Source organism: Streptomyces sp. NPDC001980, assembly GCF_040296885.1.
GTDB lineage: Bacteria > Actinomycetota > Actinomycetes > Streptomycetales > Streptomycetaceae > Streptomyces.
This window is the reverse complement of sequence record NZ_JBEOYD010000042.1, coordinates 1-17,906: the sequence shown is the minus strand read 5'-3', so window position 1 is coordinate 17,906 and position 17,906 is coordinate 1. Positions and strand designations below refer to the sequence as shown.

21 protein-coding genes and 2 pseudogenes are annotated in these 17,906 nt (G+C 71.2%); 8 read left to right on the top strand and 15 right to left on the bottom strand.

Translation table 11 applies throughout. The annotated features are described in order from the left end of the window. Window positions 1–71 precede the first annotated feature (71 nt). Window positions 72–467 carry a nuclear transport factor 2 family protein gene (locus ABT137_RS41220; protein WP_351717110.1) on the bottom strand — a complete coding sequence of 132 codons (396 nt, stop codon included), beginning with the start codon at window positions 465–467 and terminating at the stop codon, window positions 72–74. A 54-nt stretch (window positions 468–521) separates the two neighbouring features. Then, window positions 522–1,229: an alpha/beta fold hydrolase gene (locus ABT137_RS41215; protein WP_351717108.1), complete on the bottom strand. Its 708-nt coding sequence runs from the start codon at window positions 1,227–1,229 to the stop codon at window positions 522–524. Window positions 1,230–1,361: 132 nt separating this feature from the next. On the opposite strand from ABT137_RS41215, the gene ABT137_RS41210 reads away from it, so the two are divergent. Beyond that, window positions 1,362–2,186 carry a helix-turn-helix domain-containing protein gene (locus tag ABT137_RS41210; RefSeq protein WP_351717106.1) on the top strand — a complete coding sequence of 275 codons (825 nt, stop codon included), beginning with the start codon at window positions 1,362–1,364 and terminating at the stop codon, window positions 2,184–2,186. Window positions 2,187–2,511: 325 nt separating this feature from the next. Beyond that, window positions 2,512–2,691 (top strand): hypothetical protein, encoded by a 180-nt coding sequence (locus ABT137_RS41205; RefSeq protein ID WP_089105573.1) that lies wholly within the window; start codon window positions 2,512–2,514, stop codon window positions 2,689–2,691. A gap of 12 nt (window positions 2,692–2,703) precedes the next feature. On the opposite strand, the gene ABT137_RS41200 is transcribed toward ABT137_RS41205, so the two are convergent. After that, window positions 2,704–3,444, bottom strand: a complete 741-nt coding sequence (locus ABT137_RS41200; RefSeq protein ID WP_351717104.1) for an SDR family oxidoreductase — start codon at window positions 3,442–3,444, stop codon at window positions 2,704–2,706. Between the two features lie 73 nt (window positions 3,445–3,517). Further along, on the bottom strand, window positions 3,518–4,372 hold the full coding sequence (locus tag ABT137_RS41195) for a phosphotransferase enzyme family protein (RefSeq protein ID WP_351717103.1): 855 nt from the start codon (window positions 4,370–4,372) through the stop codon (window positions 3,518–3,520). 232 nt (window positions 4,373–4,604) lie between these two features. Between ABT137_RS41195 and ABT137_RS41190 the strand changes: the two genes are divergently transcribed. After that, window positions 4,605–5,294: a hypothetical protein gene (locus ABT137_RS41190; RefSeq protein WP_351717101.1), complete on the top strand. Its 690-nt coding sequence runs from the start codon at window positions 4,605–4,607 to the stop codon at window positions 5,292–5,294. 104 nt (window positions 5,295–5,398) lie between these two features. Here the strand turns inward: ABT137_RS41190 and ABT137_RS41185 are convergent, their stop codons facing one another. Together ABT137_RS41185 and ABT137_RS41180 are read right to left on the bottom strand one after the other, a co-directional pair. After that, window positions 5,399–5,935: a DinB family protein gene (locus tag ABT137_RS41185; protein WP_351717100.1), complete on the bottom strand. Its 537-nt coding sequence runs from the start codon at window positions 5,933–5,935 to the stop codon at window positions 5,399–5,401. 141 nt (window positions 5,936–6,076) lie between these two features. After that, window positions 6,077–6,667, bottom strand: a complete 591-nt coding sequence (locus ABT137_RS41180; protein ID WP_351717098.1) for a dihydrofolate reductase family protein — start codon at window positions 6,665–6,667, stop codon at window positions 6,077–6,079. Between the two features lie 219 nt (window positions 6,668–6,886). On the opposite strand from ABT137_RS41180, the gene ABT137_RS41175 reads away from it, so the two are divergent. Next, on the top strand, window positions 6,887–7,372 hold the full coding sequence (locus ABT137_RS41175) for a nuclear transport factor 2 family protein (RefSeq protein WP_351717096.1): 486 nt from the start codon (window positions 6,887–6,889) through the stop codon (window positions 7,370–7,372). 76 nt (window positions 7,373–7,448) lie between these two features. Next, complete coding sequence (gene lnt, locus ABT137_RS41170) at window positions 7,449–9,023, top strand: apolipoprotein N-acyltransferase (RefSeq protein WP_351717094.1); 1,575 nt, start codon at window positions 7,449–7,451, stop codon at window positions 9,021–9,023. Here the strand turns inward: lnt and ABT137_RS41165 are convergent. After that, window positions 8,941–9,852: a Gfo/Idh/MocA family protein gene (locus tag ABT137_RS41165; RefSeq protein ID WP_351717092.1), complete on the bottom strand. Its 912-nt coding sequence runs from the start codon at window positions 9,850–9,852 to the stop codon at window positions 8,941–8,943. The genes lnt and ABT137_RS41165 overlap by 83 nt on opposite strands. A 117-nt stretch (window positions 9,853–9,969) precedes the next feature. Between ABT137_RS41165 and ABT137_RS41160 the strand changes: the two genes are divergently transcribed. Both ABT137_RS41160 and ABT137_RS41155 read left to right on the top strand, forming a co-directional pair. Continuing rightward, window positions 9,970–10,482 carry a DinB family protein gene (locus tag ABT137_RS41160; RefSeq protein WP_351717090.1) on the top strand — a complete coding sequence of 171 codons (513 nt, stop codon included), beginning with the start codon at window positions 9,970–9,972 and terminating at the stop codon, window positions 10,480–10,482. Window positions 10,483–10,594: 112 nt separating this feature from the next. Further along, window positions 10,595–11,068 carry a hypothetical protein gene (locus tag ABT137_RS41155; RefSeq protein WP_351717088.1) on the top strand — a complete coding sequence of 158 codons (474 nt, stop codon included), beginning with the start codon at window positions 10,595–10,597 and terminating at the stop codon, window positions 11,066–11,068. Between the two features lie 15 nt (window positions 11,069–11,083). On the opposite strand, the gene ABT137_RS41150 is transcribed toward ABT137_RS41155, so the two are convergent. The 7 genes from ABT137_RS41150 to ABT137_RS41120 all read right to left on the bottom strand — a co-directional run bounded on the left by ABT137_RS41150 (window position 11,084) and on the right by ABT137_RS41120 (window position 17,212). Further along, complete coding sequence (locus tag ABT137_RS41150; protein ID WP_351717086.1) at window positions 11,084–11,584, bottom strand: hypothetical protein; 501 nt, start codon at window positions 11,582–11,584, stop codon at window positions 11,084–11,086. A 156-nt stretch (window positions 11,585–11,740) separates the two neighbouring features. Continuing rightward, window positions 11,741–12,427 carry a uracil-DNA glycosylase gene (ung, locus tag ABT137_RS41145; RefSeq protein ID WP_351717212.1) on the bottom strand — a complete coding sequence of 229 codons (687 nt, stop codon included), beginning with the start codon at window positions 12,425–12,427 and terminating at the stop codon, window positions 11,741–11,743. A 93-nt stretch (window positions 12,428–12,520) separates the two neighbouring features. Further along, window positions 12,521–14,098, bottom strand: a complete 1,578-nt coding sequence (locus tag ABT137_RS41140) for an ABC transporter substrate-binding protein (protein ID WP_351717084.1) — start codon at window positions 14,096–14,098, stop codon at window positions 12,521–12,523. A gap of 211 nt (window positions 14,099–14,309) precedes the next feature. Beyond that, window positions 14,310–15,071, bottom strand: coding sequence for an SDR family oxidoreductase (locus tag ABT137_RS41135; protein ID WP_351717082.1), 762 nt, complete (start codon window positions 15,069–15,071; stop codon window positions 14,310–14,312). Between the two features lie 31 nt (window positions 15,072–15,102). Beyond that, window positions 15,103–15,864, bottom strand: coding sequence for a 3-oxoacyl-ACP reductase FabG (gene fabG, locus ABT137_RS41130; RefSeq protein ID WP_089105586.1), 762 nt, complete (start codon window positions 15,862–15,864; stop codon window positions 15,103–15,105). A 137-nt stretch (window positions 15,865–16,001) separates the two neighbouring features. Beyond that, window positions 16,002–16,451 (bottom strand): DUF3037 domain-containing protein, encoded by a 450-nt coding sequence (locus ABT137_RS41125; protein WP_351717080.1) that lies wholly within the window; start codon window positions 16,449–16,451, stop codon window positions 16,002–16,004. Further along, entirely contained in the window at window positions 16,448–17,212 is a 765-nt protein-coding gene (locus ABT137_RS41120; RefSeq protein ID WP_351717078.1) for a HipA family kinase, read from the bottom strand. Before ABT137_RS41120 ends, ABT137_RS41125 begins: the two co-directional genes overlap by 4 nt. Before the next feature lie 367 nt (window positions 17,213–17,579). Here ABT137_RS41120 and ABT137_RS41115 point away from each other — a divergent pair. Then, a pseudogene (locus tag ABT137_RS41115) lies at window positions 17,580–17,822 on the top strand (helix-turn-helix domain-containing protein); the annotation flags it as partial. Here ABT137_RS41115 and ABT137_RS41110 read toward each other — a convergent pair. After that, window positions 17,808–17,906 (bottom strand): annotated as a pseudogene (locus ABT137_RS41110) (EF-Tu C-terminal domain-related protein); the annotation flags it as partial. The pseudogenes ABT137_RS41115 and ABT137_RS41110 overlap by 15 nt on opposite strands.

Sequence of the window (17,906 nt, the reverse complement as noted above, 5' to 3'; positions counted from 1 at the left end):
GTCGCGCCCACGCGGCGGAGCCGCATATGGCTACAGCCCCGCGCCCCTTCGGGGCGCTGCCGGCCGTGCGCTCAGCCGCGGTCGGCAGCCAGGGTGCCCTGGTGGTAGAAGACACGCCAGCCCGTCTCCGTGAGCCGCCACAGGGAGCTGCGCCAGGCCCGGCGGCCCTGGTTGTCCGCGAAGTACGTCAGGTGCACGATGCCCGGGGCCAGGACGGTCCCGGACATCTCACTCACCTCGACCGGTGACTCCGGGGACACCGATCCCCCGCTGGTCACCGTCAGGATCGACGTCGCGTCCCAGCGGCGGCCCGACACCCCGACCTCGGTGAACTCAGGATCGAGCAGTTCGAGGACGAGCTCCGGGCGGGCGCGCACCTCGGGATCGAGGAGCCGCAGCTCCGCGTCGACCGCCGCCTGTACCGCCCGCCGGTTCTCGTCCATCGCCTGCTGGTCCTCGTCCGCCATGCGCCGACCCTACGGACACGCGGCCGACGGGCCCAGCGAATATCCCGCTCGGGATCAGCCCAGCTTGAGCAGCAGGTCGGTGAGTTCGGCCGGCATGGTGATCATGCAGTCGTGGCCGGTGGGCAGTTCCCACACCTGCTGGGCCGCGGGGACCGGACGACGGACGATGCCCTCCGGGACGTTCGCCACGCAGTGGATGTGGGTCCGCGGGATCGCGCCTACGGCAGGATCGTCCAGCCGCACCGGCTGCTGCAGGGTGCGCACCGCCTGGTCGGACAGCATGGCGCGCAGCCATGCCACGTCCGCCGCCTCGGTCACCCCGAACAGGCCGTAGGGCGGCGGCAGTTCGGGCAACGGCGGGACCCGCCAGCCGCTGTCGGACGCGAGGGCCCTGTCGATCAGGTCCCGGGTCGCGGGCTGGACGTCGGCCGCGGTCTCGCCGTGCTCCGGGACCATCGCGTCGAGGTAGACCAGGTGCCCGATGCGGTCGGGGACTTCGTTGGCGGCGGCCGTGACGACCAGCCCCGCGTAGCTGTGCCCGACGAGGACGACGTCGGTGAGGTCCTCGTCCCTGATCAGCCCGACGACGTCGGCCATGTGGGTGTCGAGACCGACGTCCGGTCCGAGCAGACGGGCCTTCTCGCCGTGACCGGTCAGGGAGGGTGCGTACACCCGGTGCCCCGCCGCCGCCAGCAAGGGGACCACCCGCTCCCAGCACTCCCCGCTGTGCCAGGCACCGTGTACCAGCAGATACGTCGACATGATCGCGCTCCTCGGCTGCTCGTCGCTGTCACCGACCACGCTCGCGGCCCGGCCCCGGACGGGGCAGAGCCCTGGTGATCCTGGGGGTGACAGGACCAGGCACGAGCGCGGTGGCCGCATTACGGTGGCGGGATGACCGACGAACCGAACCTGCTGGGCTCGTATGTGCGGGCCCGCCGCGAGCTGGTCACGCCGGAGCAGGTCGGCATCCCCGTACTGGGGGTACGGCGGGTGCCGGGCCTGCGCCGGGAGGAGGTCGCGATGCTGGCCGGCATCAGCGCCGACTACTACCTGCGCCTGGAACAGGGCCGTGACCGCAACCCCTCCGTGCAGGTCCTGGAGTCCCTCGCGCGCGTGCTGCGGCTCGACGAGGACGCGACGGCGTACCTGCTCCGCCTCGGCACCGACCGGCCCCGCCGGCGCCGGCGCCGAGCCCGGAAGGAGACCGTCCCGCCGGGCGTCGCCCAACTCGTCGCCGCGCTCCCGCTCCCCGCGCTGGTCGAGGGCCGGTACTTCGACGTCCTCGCCGTCAACGCCCTGGCGACCGCGCTGTCTCCGCGCTTCTCGGTCGGCGCCAACCGGCTGCGGGACACCTTCCTGGACCCCGCCGAGCAGGCCCTCCACCCCGGCTGGGAGGAGGCCGGTGCCGGCATGGTCGCCGGCTTCCGGCGCTCCGTCGGGACCGACACGGACGACCCGCACGTCATCGACCTGGTCGGCGAACTCTCCCTCGCCAGCCCGCACTTCCGCCGACTCTGGGCCCGCCACGACGTGGCGTCCTGCGACGGCGCGGCCAAGGTCGTCGACCACCCCCAGGTCGGCCGGCTACGGCTGAACCGGGAGCGGCTGGACGTCAGCGGTGCGGCGGGGCAGACGCTCGTCGTCTACCACCCGGACCCGGGGAGCAGCACCGAGGAGAAGCTCGCACTGCTCGCCTCGACGCTGCCGACGGGGTGACGACAGGGGCCCACGGGGGACGACGGGGGACAACAAGGGAGCGACGAGGGGGCGACCAGGCAACGATCAGGCGACGACGGCCGGGCGCCGGATCTCGGCCAACCCCCGACTTCCGTCGTTTTCCAGGGGTTTCGGGCCGCCGCACCCGCTCCGGCAAGGGCGAAGTCCCGCTCAGGGGCACACGGGCCGGCCGGAGTCCCGACGAGCCGCCTGGCAAATGCCAAGGCGTGGCCACCCGTAGGCCGTATCGCCCGTGACCAACCCCATACGGTCTGCGTAGTGGCCCGGTAGCGCACGGTCAGTTCTTGCCCCTACGCTGTTTCTCATGTCCCCCGATTCCCGAACCCCTGGTTCCGTGCGGTCTGCTGCCGAGGTCAACGAGCACATCCGGGCGCTGTGGCTGCGTGCGGGCGGAACACTGTCGGCGCAGGAACGGACCGAGTACGAGCTGCTGGTGGTCGAGTGGGCCGCGGCGATCCGCGAGCAGATCATCGAGGCGGCCTGACCGGCTGAGGGTTCAGCGGCCGCCGGAGACGCGCAGCACCGTGCCCGTCGTGTAGGAGGCCTCGGGCGACAGCAGCCAGGCGATCGCGGCGGCGATCTCCTCGGGCCGGCCGGCGCGGCCCAACGGCGTGGAGTGACCGACCCGTTCGGCCCGGCCGGGGTCGCCCATCGCCGCGTGGATCTCCGTTTCGATCACGCCCGGTGCCACCGCGTTGACCCGCACGCCGTCGGGGCCCAGTTCCTTGGCGAGGCCCACGGTGAGGGCGTCGACGGCCGCCTTGGTCGCCGCGTAGTGGACGTACTCGCCGGGGCTGCCGAGGGTGGCCGCCGCCGAGGACACGTTCACGATCGCACCGCTCCCCCGCGCCGCCATCAGCCGGGCGGCACGGCGTGAACACAGCAACGTGCCCAACAGGTTGACCTCCACCACCCGGCGGAGACCCGCGGTCTCCGCGTCGGCCAGCCGCCCGAACGGCCCGGTCACGGCGGCGTTGTTCACCAGCCCCGTGACGGCCCCCAGCTCCCGCTCCGCCGCGTCGAACAGCCCCTCCACATCGGCCTCCACGGACGTGTCCACCCGGACGACGGCACAGCGCGCCCCGCCCTTCCGCACCCCCTCCGCGACCGCCTCGGCGGCGTCCCCGTCCCGAACGTAACCGATCACCACGTCGTGCCCGTCGGCCGCGAGGCGCAGACAGGTCGCCGCGCCGATACCCCGACTGCCACCGGTGACCACCGTGACGGGACGTGCCATCGCCAACCTCCTCGGAACGACCGGACGACGATCTTACGACCACGGAGGCGCGCACACCGGCCCGCACCGGCTCTCAGCGCCGGGTGTCCGGGCCGTTGGGATCGAGTGCCGCTCGGATCTGGCCGAGCCACTCCGCGCCCAGCTGACGCCCGTTCGGGAGCTGGTCGTCCGCGTCCCAGCGCCATGCGGTGATCATCGCCAGCACGAGGATCCGGCACTCGCGGAGCAAGTCCGGATCGACCCCTGGACAGTGCTCGCCGACTGCTTCGGGCGCATGGGCGAGGTCGAATTCGACGGGCCCACGGCAGCACGTCTCAAGGTCGATGAACAGCAGCCCGTTCTTCGTGGTGAGCACGTTGCCCGGGTGCGGTTCGCCGTGCAGCAGCTGCTCGGCGGCGCCGCGCTCGCCGACCGCTCGCCTCAGGCTCCGCAACGTGTCGCCAAGCAGTTCGCGGTCCGCGTCGGCGAGCGCCGGAGTACGGTCGCGGTCCGCCACGAGTCGCTGAGCCTGCTCGACTCGATCCGTGAAGTGCGGCGTCGGGACGTCGAGTTCGCGCATGCCGGCATGCAACCGCCCGAGCGCATGGGCGTAGTCGGCTGGTGAGACCTCTCGACCAGGTGCCACGGGTTCGTAGTAGGTCCACAGCGTGACCTCGAAACCATCACGCTCATGGACGCGTGGCTCCACTCGCGGTTCGAGCGCAGCCACAGGGCACCCGGATGCGGCGAGCCGCTGAGCAAGCCCGATCTCGAACTGCGCGACCTGATGCGCCGCAGGTGCCACCCGGGCCAGGACGTCACAGGGCAGCAGACGCAGTGTCAGCTTGTTGGAGTCGTGAAGAACGAGCGCGTCGTCGACGGTCAGGTCAAGCGATGCGACGACCGAGACGGCCGCAGCCACTGCACGCCGGGCCTCTGACGCCTGCATCGTCCCCCCGGCCCCCTTCCCTGCGCGGTGCCACGACTCTCCAAGCTGTGCAACCCGCGCACCCTACCAACTGCTCCGGCCCGGGGCATGACTGCACGACCGGCGACGATCTACCCTGCTGCCCAATGCTCCGAGCCGGGGTGGACGGCTCGCGTTCCAGAATCAAACGGGTGGGAAAACAGTGGTTCGCCAGTCACATGCCGGCATTGCGGTTGCCATGATCATGACTTCCTTGACGCTCGCCGCATGCGGAACCGGGCAGGGCTCCCGGGCGGGCGCGGCGGAAACGGCAGGGGCGTCCGGTGTCCAGGACAAGCCGCTGAGCAAGGCGGACCTGGAACGGGCGACGGTCACGGGCACCGATCTGGACGGCTACGAAGTACAGCGGGACGTGGCGGCCGCCTTTGCGTCCCGCAAGACGGCCTCCCCCGCCGAATGCGCGCCCGCCGTACAGGCGGTGGGCGGCAGCAGTGGTTTCGCGGCAACCGCGCGCACCGCCCGGTTCATCACCTCGAAAGAGCGCGGATCCGATACGCACATGACGCTTTCGGCGCACAGCCCAGGAGATGCCAGGCAGGTGATCGACGCGTTGCGGACGGCCGCCGAGCGGTGCAGCACGTTCAAGGACAACCTGGTGGACTTCGACTACGACGCGGTCCAAGTCCGGCCCGACCCCGGCTACGGCGATGAATCCGTGTCCCTGCGCCTCACACAGCTGGCGTCGGGCAGCGAGAACGAGGAACCGGTACGGGTGCCCTACGCGGTGGTGGCTGTCCGGCAGGGGACGACGGTCGCCATGTTCACCGACTTCAACCTCCCCGGCGGACCGAAGGGCAAGGAGCCGGCTGCCGTGCCGGAGGCGATCATCAGGGCGCAGCTGAACAAGCTCCGCAAGCCGGCGGCCGCCAGGCGACCAGGATGATTCCTGACGTTGCCGGCTTCGGACCGCTGGGGCGGTCGCAGGACCCCGGTGACCAGCCTGTGCTCACGGGTGGTCGGCCATTCAGCTCAGCGAGCAGCTGTCGGCTACTCGCCGGTGACGCCGTCGATGGCCTCGCGGAGGAGGTCCGCGTGGCCGACGTGGCGGGCATACTCCTCGATCACGTGCTCAAGGACGAACCGCACATCGGTGTCACCGAACTCCGGGTTCGGCACGATGCGCGCGAGATCGACGGTCACCTTCGCGAAGACCTGCCGCGACTCCTCGCACGCCTTGAGGTAGTCCTCGTAGACGTCCCTGGCCGGCGTAGCGTCCGACTCGTCGTACCACTCGCCGCCGTCAGCGGTGGCGTAGGTCCGATAGGGAAAGAAGCGAGGCGTCGTGCCGGCCAACGTCCGCTGGAACCAGGCACGCTCAACCCCCTGCAGATGGCGCATGAGCCCCAGCAGGGTCAACGCCGACGACCGCACCGGACGTAGCCGCAGCTGTTCGTCCGAGAGGCCCTCGCACTTCCACAAGAAGGTCGCTCGGTGGTAATCGAGATTCGAGGCGATCACCTCCAGCCACGGGCCCGACACCGCGCGCTCGGGCCGGACGATCTTCTGGACCACAATGTCGCTCACTGGGGATACCTCATATCCGACGGGGTCTCGCCCTCCGCGCGATGTGGGCAGCCACCAGCACGGGCTTCGGGAGGGACATTGATCGCATGCACGCACCATGCAGGATGCCGATGACCGCACACATGAGTGCTCATCCTCGCCTCACCCTGAGCTGACGCTCTGAGCACTCCGCCGCGCCACGCGGTAACGGAGGTAGCGGACTCCTGAGCCGAAGGAGCGGGTCTCGACCAGTTCGAGATCCACCCGGCGCTCGTGCCGGGGAAAGAACGGGATGCCGCCGCCGACCAGCACCGGGTAGACCATGACCCGGTACTCGTCGATCAGACCCGACGCGGCCGCCTCGGCGGCGAGAGTCGCACCGCCGATCGCGATCTCGCCCGCCCCCGGCTCGGCCCGCAGCCGCTCGATCTCCTCCGCCGGGCCGCCGGAGGCCAGGCGGGCATGGCCCTGCACCGCCGACAGCGTGGTGGAGAACACCACCTTTGGCAGCGGCTTCCAGAGCGCGGTCCACTCGAGCATGGACTCGTCGAGCGATGGATCCTGGTCGGCCGTCTCCCAGTACAGCATCGTCTCGTACAGCCGTCGCCCCAGCAGGTGGACGTCGACGTCCCGGATCTCGTCGATCCAGAAGCGGAAGACGTCCTCGTCGGGCGCCGTCCAGTCGAAGTTGCCGTCCGGCCTGACGATGTAGCCGTCGAGCGAGACGCCCATTGAGTAGGTCACGCTGCGCATCGGGAGTCCTCCTCGGTAACGGGTTCGACTGTACGACCGCCGGACCCGGCAGAACTCATCGCGGCTCGTGTCCGCATGGCGGGCACGGATACGGAACTCGGGCTCCTGTTCGACGGACTGACTGTTCATGGGCCCGGGGCCGGGGGTGGTCGGTTCGAACATCACCGAATATCGCCCGTGCCCCTTGGCTCCGCCCGCCCCGTGCCCAACACTGAGCCGATGACGCAGCGCGTGGAGCTCGCGACCGTGATGGACCGGCTGGCCGTGGACGAGATGGTCACCGAGTACGCGGTGGCCGTCGACGACGGTGACTGGGCGGCGTACCGGAGGTTGTTCGCGGCGGACGGGCGGGCCGACTACCGCTCCGCCGGCGGGATCGAGGGCGATGCCGGGCAGGTGGCCGGGTGGCTCGCGGAGAACCTGACCCTCTTCTCGATGCGGCAGCACCTGATCGTCAACCGCCTGGTGCGGTTCGGGATCCTGGATCACGACACCGGCGACACCGCCCATCTGCAGGCCGACTACGTCAACCCCATGCGCTTCGCCGGCGGCGACGGCGCCTCCACCGCCCCGGACTTCGTGTGCGGCGGCCGCTACTCCTTCGCGTTCCTGCGCACCCGGGACGGCTGGCGGCTGCGTCAGGTCGTCGTCGAGGAGCGGTGGCGCAGACTGCCGGACCCGCGCGCGGTCGCCGTGTCCGACTGAGCCCGCGCCCATGCCCCCTGTCGGAGCCCCCGCCCGGTCCCGCACACTGGAAGGACCCGCAGGCAGGAGGCGATGGATGAGGACCGTCGAGCGCTGGCTCACCTCCCCGTGGCGGCGTTCCTGCGTCGGGGCGCTCGCGGGCGCCCTGCCGGTCCTGGCCTTTCCGGCGCCGTCGCTGTGGTGGTTCGCGTACGTCGCGCTGGTTCCCTGGCTGCTGCTGGCGCGCTCGGCGCCGACCGGGCGGCGGGCGGCCTACGACGGCTGGTGCGGCGGGTTCGGGTTCATGGTCGCCGTGCACCACTGGCTGCTGCCGAGCCTGCACGTCTTCATCTTCCTGATCGCCGGTCTGCTGAGCGTGTTCTGGGCGCCCTGGGGCTGGGTGACGCGCCGGCTGCTGGGCGGGGTGCCGTCGCCGGGGCGGGCCGCGGCCGCGGTGCTGGTGCTGCCCTCGGGCTGGCTGCTGGTGGAGCTGGTGCGGTCGTGGCAGGGGCTCGGCGGGCCGTGGGGCATGCTCGGCGCGACCCAGTGGCAGGTGACGCCGGCGCTGCGGCTGGCCTCGGTCGGCGGGGTGTGGCTGCTGAGCTTCCTGGTGGTGGCCGTCAATGTCGCGGTCGCCGTGCTGATATCCGTGCGGGAGGCCCGCGTGCCGGCGGTGGCCTCGCTGGTGGCCACGGCCGCCGCGACCTCGGCCGCCTGGATGTGGTCACCGCGCCCGGACGTCGACGGTCACGTCCGGATCGCCGTCGTGCAGCCCGGCATCGTCGACGGCACCGACAGCGGCGTCCGGCGGTTCGACCGGGAGGAACAGCTGACCCGGCAGCTGGCCGGGCAGCATCCCGATCTGATCGTCTGGGGCGAGAGCAGCGTCGGGTACGACCTCGGGGACCGGCCCGATCTCGCGCGGCGGATCGCGGCCCTCTCCCGGGAGACCGGCGCGGACATCCTGGTCAACGTGGATGCCCGGCGTTCCGACCGGCCCGGTATCTACAAGAGCTCCCTACTGGTCGGCGCCGACGGCCCGACCGGGGGCCGGTACGACAAGATGCGCCTGGTTCCGTTCGGCGAGTACATACCGGCCCGCTCGCTGCTCGGCTGGGCCACGTCGGTCGGCAAGGCGGCCGGCGAGGACCGGCGGCGCGGCACCGAGCAGGTGGTGATGAATGTCGGCCACGGGCTGCGGATCGGCCCGATGATCTGCTTCGAGACGGCGTTCCCCGACATGAGCCGGCATCTCGCCCAGGACGGCGCGCAGGTGCTGATCGGCCAGACGTCGACGTCTTCCTTCCAGGACAGCTGGGCCCCCGAGCAGCACGCCTCGCTGGCCGCGCTCCGGGCCGCCGAGACCGGCCGCACGATGGTCCACGCCACGCTGACCGGGGTGTCCGCCGTCTACGGCCCGGGCGGCGAGCGCATCGGCCCGTGGCTGGGCACCGACGCGAGCACCGCGCGCGTCTACGAGGTGCCGATCGCCCGCGGGGTCACCCCGTTCGTGCGGTACGGCGACTGGCCGGTGGACGGCGCGCTGCTGGTGCTGGCCGCGTACTGCCTGGCCGAGGGGCTGCGGACGGTCAGGCTGCGCCGGAGTGCCGCCGCACCTCTCGTACCACCTGCTCGCACAGTTCATGAGTCGCCAGTGCGTCCCGGGCGCTGAGCACCTTTCCGGCGCGGACGGCGTCCAGGAAGGCGAGCACGGCCTGTTCGATACCGCGCTGCCGGGCGACCGGCACCCAGTCGCCGCGCCGCCGGACCGTCGGCTGGCCCTTGTGGTCGACGACCTCGGCGAGGTTGAGGACCTGGCGCTTGGTGTCCTGCCCCGAGACCTCCAGGATCTCCTCCGCCGAGCCGCTGAGCCTGTTCATCACACCGAGCGCCGTGAAGCCGTCCCCGGCGAGCTGGAGGACGACGTGGTGCAGCAGGCCACCGGCGACCCGGGCGCGGACGGTCACGTCCTCGACCGGGCCGGGGGCGAGGAAGCGCAGGGTGTCGACGACGTGGATGAAGTCGTCGAGGATCATCGTGCGGGGTTCCTCGGGCAGCCCGATGCGGTTCTTCTGCATCAGGATCAGCTCGCGCGGGTGGTCGGCGCACTGCACGTAGCCGGGGGCGTGGCGGCGGTTGAAGCCGACGGCCAGCGACACGTTCCGCGCCTCGGCGAGCGTCACCAGCCGTTCGGAGTCGGCGAGCCGGTAGGCAAGGGGCTTGTCGACGTACGTCGGTACGCCCGCGTCCAGCAGGCGGGTGACGATCTCGGGGTGGGCGACGGTGGCCGCGTGCACGAAGGCGGCGTCGAGGTCCTGGGCGAGGAGGTCGTCGAGGGTCGCGTGCCGACGGCCGGCGGGCAGGTGGAGGCTGTCGGCGATCCGGTCGAGGGTGGCGGGGGTGCGGGTCTGGAGGTGGAGTTCGAGCCCCGGCTGCACGGCCAGCACCGGCAGGTACGCCTTCTGCGCTATGTCGCCGAGTCCGATGCAGCCGACCTTCACTGACGCTCCCCTGGTGGTTGCCTACGGTTGCCTGCGCATGCCTGCGCATGCCTGAAAGGAAGCATACGGGCCGATAATCCGTGGTGTGATCGGCCGTGGTGGGCCAGGATGCCGGGCATGACGACCGAACGCCGTATGCCCGCCGCGGACGCCGACGAACGCACCATGCTGGAGGGCTGGCTGGAGTTCCACCGGCGGACCCTCGCGGTGAAGTGCGAGGGCCTGACCGACGCCCAGCTCCGGACCGCCTCCGTGGAGCCGTCCCCGCTGTCCCTGATGGGGCTGGTGCGGCACATGGCCGACGTGGAGCGGTCCTGGTACCGCAGGGTACTCGTCGGCGAGGAGGCACCGCCGCTCTACTGGAGCGACGAGGACCCCGACGGCGAGTTCCGGCTCACCGAGGCGCATACCTGGCAGGAGGCGTACGCGGCGTGGCAGGCCGAGATCGGGGCCGCCCGGCAGGCCGCGGCCGGCTTCGGTCTCGACGACCTCTCCAAGGGCCGCCACCGCCGCACCGGACAGCAGATGAACCTGCGCTGGATCCACACCCACATGATCGAGGAGTACGCCCGGCACAACGGCCATGCCGACCTGATCCGGGAGCGGATCGACGGCGCGACCGGCGACTGACGTCAGCCTGGCACCCGCCCGTCCCCCGTACGGGGCGCGAGATCACCCGTGCGGGGCACCAAAGTCCTGTCGACGGTGTCAACCTCCGCGCCGACCCAGCAGAGTTGCGCGGGTGCATCGAACGACGACCACAGCAGCGCTCCTGGTCACCGTGACCGTCTCGGCCCTCTCCGGCTGTGTGACGGTCCAGCGCCCGGCGGTGCCCGGCCCGCCTCCGGGTACGGCGCCCTCGCTGCCCTCGGTGCCCCGCCCGGACGGCAGTGCCGAGCCGAGGGTGGTGCAGGCGCCGGTCAAGGAGGCCCTGGAGATGGTCGGGCCGCCCCGCCCGACCCATCGGGCCGCGCCGGCCGCCTCCCACACCCCCGTGCCCCCTCCCCCGGCCCACCACCGCGCCCCGGCGGCCCCGCGCGCCGCCACTCCGCACCCCCACGGCGCACCCCGGTCGCACAGCCCGCAGGCCGGCCTCCCCGGCCTCTCCCCCTCCGCCCCGAAGGCCCCGGACGTGTGCGCCCTCGGCAAGCAGTACGGCGGCTGGGGCGCGGACAGTCCGCAGGCACGGATCTGCGAACAGACGTACGGGCGTTGAGACGCCGGCGCGGCCCTACGTCGGCCGCTGCCGTGGTGGGCCCCAGGAGTCGGCGCCCGGGTCGCCGTCGTCCCCGAGCCGCAGCTCCAGGCGGCTGATCGCGGACCGGACCCCGTTGCCGTACCCGTCGTCGCCGAGTGCGGTGGCCGCGCCGCGGGCCCGGTGCAGGTGGCTGCGGGCGGCCTCGGCACGGCCGAGCTTCACGTAGTCGGCGGCGAGGTTCAGGTGCAGGGAGGGGTAGAAGCCGCGCAGCTGCACGTCTCCCTCCGCCTCGTCCGCCGCCGACAACGCCCGTAGATCCCAGGCGAGTTCGTCGGACGGGTCGTCCTGGGTGTCGGCCAGGTAGTGGGCCAGGGTGCAGCGGTGCAGCGGTTCGCCGTGCTCGCCGAGCTCCGCCCACAGGTCGAGCAGGCGCCGGCGGGCCTCCTCGCGGTCCCCGGCATGGTGCAGCATCACGACCTGCCCGATCCGCGTGAGCACGGCATCGAGTGCCGTACGCTCCTGTCGCTCCGCCACCGGGCCCTCCGGGCTGTAAGCCGTTGTGTGGTGCCGACGCTAGACGGCGCCGCCGGTTTTCACCGTCAGGCGGCGCCGTCGGACCACGGTCCGGTGGCCGGCCGCGGGCCGGCGGGGGCTGCCCCCGGTCGGCTTCGCGGCGCCCTGTGTCTGCGTTCAGCCCAGGTTCGGGATCCGCCAGTCGATCGCCTCGTGGCCCTGGGCCGCGACCGCCTCGTTGATCTGGGTGAAGGGGCGGGAGCCGAGGAACTTCTTCGCGGAGAGCGGGGACGGGTGCGCGCCCTGGATCACCACGTGCCGGGTCTCGTCGATCAGCCGGAGCTTCTTCTGCGCGTAGCCGCCCCAGAGGACGAAGACGGCCGGGTCGGGCCGGTCGGCGACCGCGCGGATCACCGCGTCCGTGAACTTCTCCCAGCCCTTGTTCTTGTGCGAGTTGGCCTCACCGGCGCGGACCGTGAGGACCGCGTTGAGCAGCAGCACGCCCTGCCGCGCCCACGGCATCAGGTAGCCGTTGTCCGGCACGGACTCCCAGCCCAGCTCCTCGCGCATCTCCTTGTAGATGTTCCGCAGGGACGGCGGGATCCGCACCCCGGGGCGGACGGAGAAGCACAGCCCGTGGCCCTGGCCCTCGCCGTGGTAGGGGTCCTGGCCGAGGACGAAGACCTTGACCTGGTCGAACGGCGTCGCCTCCAGCGCGGCGAAGACCTCCTCGCGCGGCGGGTAGACGGGGCCCTTCGCCCGCTCCTCCTCGACGAACTCGGCCAGCTCCTTGAAGTAGGGCTGCTGCAGCTCGTCACCCAGAACCCCGCGCCAGGACTCGGGCAGCATGGCGATGTCGGTCACGTCAACGTCCTCACGAATTGCGGTCACTTGCAGTTCCTGCTGGTACCGAAAAACCTACAGGCGACCACTGACAACCGGTGCCGGACGGCGGTTTCACCAGCTGGTCTTGCGGTGCAGCTCCCACATCATCATGATCGTCGACGGGTCGAGCGTCTTTTCGCCGCCGGAGATGTCGTTGCTGGCCGCGACGTACTGCCGGCCCTGCCACAGCGGGATCAGCCGGGCGTCGTTGACGAGGATCTGCTGGGCCTCCTCGAAGTCCTTGACGACCTCGCCGCGGTCGCTCTCGCTGCGGGACTGCGGCAGCAGCTTGCCGGTGATCACGGGGGACGGGTAGGGCGTGCCGAGGGCGTTCTGCTCGCCGACGAAGGGCGCGATGAAGTTGTCGGCGTCGGGGAAGTCCGGGAACCAGCCGCGGCCGAACACCGGGTACTCGCCCTTCTGGTAGCCGACGACGTAGGTCTTCCAGGGCCGGCTCTTGAGGGTGATGGTGAACAGCCCGGAGTCGTCGAGCTGCTGCTTGAGCTCCTGGAACATCTGGCCGGTCTCGGAGCCGTAGCGGTCGGTGGTGTACCAGAAGGTGAGCGGGACCCGCTGGGTGATGCCGGCGTCGGCGAGGATCTTGCGGGCCTTGGAGGTGCTGGGGTCGCCGTAGTCGTCGAAGAAGCCGGTGGTGTGGCCGGTCAGGCCCGCCGGGACCATGGAGTACAGCGGGTCGACGGTGTCCTTGTAGACCGTGTGCGCGATCGCGGCCCGGTCGACGAGCTGGGCGACGGCCTTGCGCACGGCGGGCAGCTTGGCCCACGGGTCCTTGGGGTTGAACACCAGGTAGCTGATGTCGGTGCCGGACCCGTCGATCAGCTGCAGGTCGGTGCTGCTGTGCGCCTCCAGGGCGACGATGTCGGAGGCGGCGAGACCACGGTAGGTGACGTCGATGTCCCCGGACCTGAGGGCCTTGACCATGGTGGCCGAGTCCTGGAAGTAGCGGATGGTCACCGCGTCGTTCTGCCGCTGGGCGAAGCCCTGGTAGTTGTCGTTGCGGACCAGCTCGGCCCGCTTGCCGTCCTCGTAGGACTTGAGGGTGTACGGCCCGGAGCCGTGCACGGAGGCGTCCTTGCGCAGCGAGTGGGCGGGGTAGTCGTCGGGGTCGACGATGGACATGGCCGGGGTGGCGAGCACGAACGGGAAGGTGGCGTCCGCCTTGTTGAGGTGGAAGACCACCTCGCGGTCGCCGGTCGCCTGCACCCGGTCGAGGCTGCCGAGCAGTCCGGCCGGGCCGCTGGGCGCGTTGATGCTCCGGATCCGGTCGATGGAGTACTTGACGGCCCGGGCGTCGAGCTTGTCGCCGTCGGCGAACTTCAGTCCTGAGCGCAGTTCGCAGCGGTAGGTGCGGGAGCCGGAGTCCGTGAAGGCGCAGTTCTCCGCGGCGTCGGGCTGGGGGGTGGTGGCGCCGTCGGGGTAGGCGAGCAGTGTCTGGTAGACGTTGCGGAACAGCTCCCAGGAGCCGTCCCACGATCCCGCCGGGTCAAGGGTGCTGGGGGCGCTGGTCGTACCGACGACGATCGGCCCGCTGTTGCCCGCGCTGCTGCCGGAGAGCACCCCGCACCCGGCCACCAGGGAGATGGACGCGACCGCGGCGACTCTTCGCAGACCTCGGTTCCGGTTGAACACGCGCACGCTCCTCGATCCGCCGTACCAGGGGTCGGCGGCAGACCATACCGCAGCGTTGCGCGCCTTGAAGTACCCCGGAAACACGGGCGTTGATCGAATGTGCTATGACGACGTTGTCATCCGGCTGTGCGGATCTTGTACGACCGCGTGGGCGCCGTTTTCCTCACACATGCGGCAAATATGTGTGACGAAAACGACGCCCGAGGGTCCGTCAGGCCATGCCGGCGTTCAGGAAGATGCCGCCGTCGACGACGAGCGTCTGGCCGGTGATCCAGTCGGACTGCTCCGAGGTGAGGAACGCGGCGGCGCCGCCGATGTCGGAGGGCACGCCGAGCCGCTTGAGCGGGTAGCCCGCGGCGGCCTCCGCCTCCCGGCCCTCGTACAGTGCCTCCGCGAACTTGGTCTTGACGACCGCGGGGGCGATCGCGTTGACCCGGACGCCGGGGGCGAACTCGTGCGCCAACTGCTGGGTCAGGTTGATCATCGCGGCCTTGCTGATGCCGTACGCGCCGATGAACGGCGAGGCCGACAGACCGGCGACGGAGGCGATGTTGACGATGGCGCCGCCGTTGTCCTTCTGCCAGGCGTGCCAGGTCTTCTGGGCGAAGCCGAGGGCGGAGACCACGTTGGTCTCGAACACCTTGCGGGCCACGTCCAGGTCGACGTCGGCGATCGGGCCGAACACCGGGTTGGTTCCCGCGTTGTTGACCAGGTAGTCGACGCGGCCGAAGGCCGCCATGGTGCGCTCGACGACCTCGCTCTGGTGGGCCAGGTCGTGCGCCTTGCCTGCGATGCCGATGACGCGCTCGGCGCCGAGGCTCTCGACGGCCTCCTTGAGGGCGTCCTCGTTGCGGCCGGTGATGGCGACGCGGTCGCCGCGGGCGATCATCGCCTCGGCGACGCCGTAGCCGATGCCGCGGCTCGCGCCGGTGACGATGGCGACCTTGCCGGACAGCTCGGGCAGTTCAGTCATGTCAGTGTTCCCCAGGTTCCCCGGTGTTCTTCTAGTCGAGCGGTCCGCCGGCCACGTACAGCACCTGGCCGGAGACGAAGCCTGCGGCCTCGTTCGTGAAGAAGGCGATGGCGTTGGCGATGTCCTCGGGCTCGCCGACGCGCTGCACGGGGATCTGGGTGGCGGCGGCGGCCTTGAACTCCTCGAAGCCCATCTTGACGCGCTCGGCGGTGGCCTTGGTCATCTCGGTGGCGATGAAGCCGGGGGCGACGGCGTTGGCGGTGATGCCGAACTTGCCGAGCTCGATGGCGAGGGTCTTGGTGAAGCCCTGCAGACCGGCCTTGGCGGCGGAGTAGTTGGCCTGGCCGCGGTTGCCGAGCGCCGAGGAGGAGGACAGGTTGACGACCCGGCCCCAGCCGGCCTCGACCATGTGCTGCTGGACGGCCTTGGTCATCAGGAAGGAGCCGCGCAGGTGCACGTTGAGGACCGTGTCCCAGTCGGACGCGGACATCTTGAACAGCAGGTTGTCGCGGAGCACACCGGCGTTGTTGACCAGGATGGTCGGGGCGCCCAGCTCCTCGACGACCCGCGCGATCGCGGCGGCGACCTGGGCCTCGTCGGAGACGTCGGCACCGACCGCGATCGCCTTGCCGCCGGCGGCGGTGATCTTCTCGACGGTGTCCTTGCAGGCGGCCTCGTCGAGGTCGATCACGGCGACCGCGCGGCCCTCGGCGGCCAGTCGTACGGCGGTGGCGGCGCCGATGCCCCGTGCGGCACCGGTGACGACGGCCACCCGCTGCTCAGTGCTGGACATTGCTGTTTCTCCTCGCCCTTGAGAACACCTGATCGAGAACCCGGCCGACTAGTGAGCGACCGCTTAGTACCTTCGACAGACGTGACGCTAGAAGCCCTGGCACGCGGTGTCAACGTCACTCCGCGCACTGTGATCCATTACCTCACCAGGAGGTCCAGCAACCGCTCCGTCTCGGCGGCCGGGTCGCGGGTGAGTCCGGTGTGCACGGGCCCCGGCTGGACGACGGTGGAGCGGGGCGCGACCAGCCAGCGGAAGCGCCGCCCCGGGTCGTCCCCGGCCGCGTGCCCCGCCGCCGCCCCGCCCGCGCAGACCCCCTCCACCGCCCCGAGCGCGGCCCGCACCCCGGCCACGTCCGCGGCCGGGTCCAGGGCCAGCAGCCGGGCCTCGTCGAGATGGGTGCGGGCGCCGACGTAGCCCTTGGCCCGGCAGTACACGAGCACGCCCGCGTTGATGCACTCGCCGCGCTCCACGCGGGGTACGACGCGCAGCAGGGCGTACTCGAAGACGTCCCGGTCGCCGCCCTGGCCGGTCCGGGTGATGTGGCGCTCGGTCACATGTCCGGCCACGTTGATGTGGGTCTCGCTCACTTGGCCCCCTCGATGCCGGTGATGCGCTCGTGGATGACGGCGGCCCGGGCGAGCAGCGGCCGCGCGTAGGTGCGCCGCAGGTCGTCGGGCGTGTCGAAGCCGGGCTCGGCGGCGAGCCAGACGTCCGGGATCTCGGCGGTGACCTCGGCGAGCAGCTCCTCGGTGACCAGGGGCGCCAACTCGGCGGCGGCCGCCCGGACGTCGGGGCCGAACCCGCTCAGCGCGTGGTCGGCGGCGTCGTACGGGCGGGCCGCGGACGCCTCGGCCGACGGCCAGTTGTGCTGCCAGATCATGGTGGCACCGTGGTCGATGAGCCACAGGTCGCCCCGGTGGACCAGCAGGTTGGGATTGCGCCAGGAGCGGTCGACGTTGTTGACGAGCGCGTCGAACCAGACGATCCGCCCGGCCTCCTCGGGGCTCACCGCGAAGGCGAGCGGGTCGAAGCCGAGGGCACCGGACAGGAAGTCCATGCCGAGGTTGGTGCCGCCACTGCCCCGCAGCAGGTCCTGCACCTGCTGCTCGGGTTCGCCGAGCCCCAGCACCGGATCCAGTTCGACGGTGACCAGCCGGGGCATCCGGAACCCGAGCCGGCGCGCGAGTTCACCGCAGACGACCTCGGCGACCAGCGTCTTGCGGCCCTGGCCCGCGCCGGTGAACTTCATGACGTACGTCCCGAGGTCGTCGGCCTCGACGAGCCCCGGCAGCGAGCCGCCCTCCCGCAGGGGCGTGATGTAGCGGGTCGCGGTGACTTCTCGCAGCATTTTCCCTGGCCATCCAGCTTCTCAACCATGCAGTCGGCGACCGGGGTGACCTCCGGCACGAAGTGAGCATAGTAACCGAGCGTGACAGCGGGCGAGGAGCGCCCCGGCCCCCGCGCGGGAGTCACCGCACGGCTTCGGGAGGGGAGCCCTGGGGCCCATGTCGCCGACCCTGTCGCCGACCCCGTCGGCGGCAAAAAAGTAGGTGTCCGCAGCCGGTCCAGCACCCATGGGCATCCCGTGGCAGCCATGACGTCCACGACATCCATGACTTCAGCGCATACCAGCTGTTCCCAAGTCTCGTTGGCGTCATGGTCACGGAGACTCCTACGGTGAGGGACGGAACCACCGTCCAAGAGGAGTTCGGCCCATGACAGACCTGGTCCAGCGCGACGAACTCGGCGCCTTTCTCCGTGCCCGGCGGGAGGCGACGGACCCGGCGGCGGCAGGCTTCCGGTCCGGGCCGCGGCGCCGCACCCCGGGGCTGCGCCGCGAGGAGCTGGCGCAGCTCGCCGGGCTGAGCGTCACCTGGTACACGTGGCTCGAACAGGGCCGCGACATCAGCGTGAGCAGGCAGGTCATCGAAAGCCTGGCCCGCGCGCTGCGGCTCGAAGAACGGGGTGTGCCGGCCGCCCTCGTCCTTGGAGAGGATGTACGCGCGCGCCTCGAACTCCACGTGCGGGGTGACCGATCCGGG

Bases quoted from the DNA above. Each gene is read 5' to 3' on its own strand.
- ABT137_RS41220 (WP_351717110.1), bottom strand. From the start codon at position 467: ATGGCGGACGAGGACCAGCAGGCGATGGACGAGAACCGGCGGGCGGTA.
- ABT137_RS41215 (WP_351717108.1), bottom strand. From the start codon at position 1,229: ATGTCGACGTATCTGCTGGTACACGGTGCCTGGCACAGCGGGGAGTGC.
- ABT137_RS41210 (WP_351717106.1), top strand. From the start codon at position 1,362: ATGACCGACGAACCGAACCTGCTGGGCTCGTATGTGCGGGCCCGCCGC.
- ABT137_RS41205 (WP_089105573.1), top strand. From the start codon at position 2,512: ATGTCCCCCGATTCCCGAACCCCTGGTTCCGTGCGGTCTGCTGCCGAG.
- ABT137_RS41200 (WP_351717104.1), bottom strand. From the start codon at position 3,444: ATGGCACGTCCCGTCACGGTGGTCACCGGTGGCAGTCGGGGTATCGGC.
- ABT137_RS41195 (WP_351717103.1), bottom strand. From the start codon at position 4,372: ATGCAGGCGTCAGAGGCCCGGCGTGCAGTGGCTGCGGCCGTCTCGGTC.
- ABT137_RS41180 (WP_351717098.1), bottom strand. From the start codon at position 6,667: ATGCGCAGCGTGACCTACTCAATGGGCGTCTCGCTCGACGGCTACATC.
- ABT137_RS41175 (WP_351717096.1), top strand. From the start codon at position 6,887: ATGACGCAGCGCGTGGAGCTCGCGACCGTGATGGACCGGCTGGCCGTG.
- lnt (WP_351717094.1), top strand. From the start codon at position 7,449: ATGAGGACCGTCGAGCGCTGGCTCACCTCCCCGTGGCGGCGTTCCTGC.
- ABT137_RS41160 (WP_351717090.1), top strand. From the start codon at position 9,970: ATGACGACCGAACGCCGTATGCCCGCCGCGGACGCCGACGAACGCACC.
- ABT137_RS41135 (WP_351717082.1), bottom strand. From the start codon at position 15,071: ATGACTGAACTGCCCGAGCTGTCCGGCAAGGTCGCCATCGTCACCGGC.
- fabG (WP_089105586.1), bottom strand. From the start codon at position 15,864: ATGTCCAGCACTGAGCAGCGGGTGGCCGTCGTCACCGGTGCCGCACGG.
- ABT137_RS41120 (WP_351717078.1), bottom strand. From the start codon at position 17,212: ATGCTGCGAGAAGTCACCGCGACCCGCTACATCACGCCCCTGCGGGAG.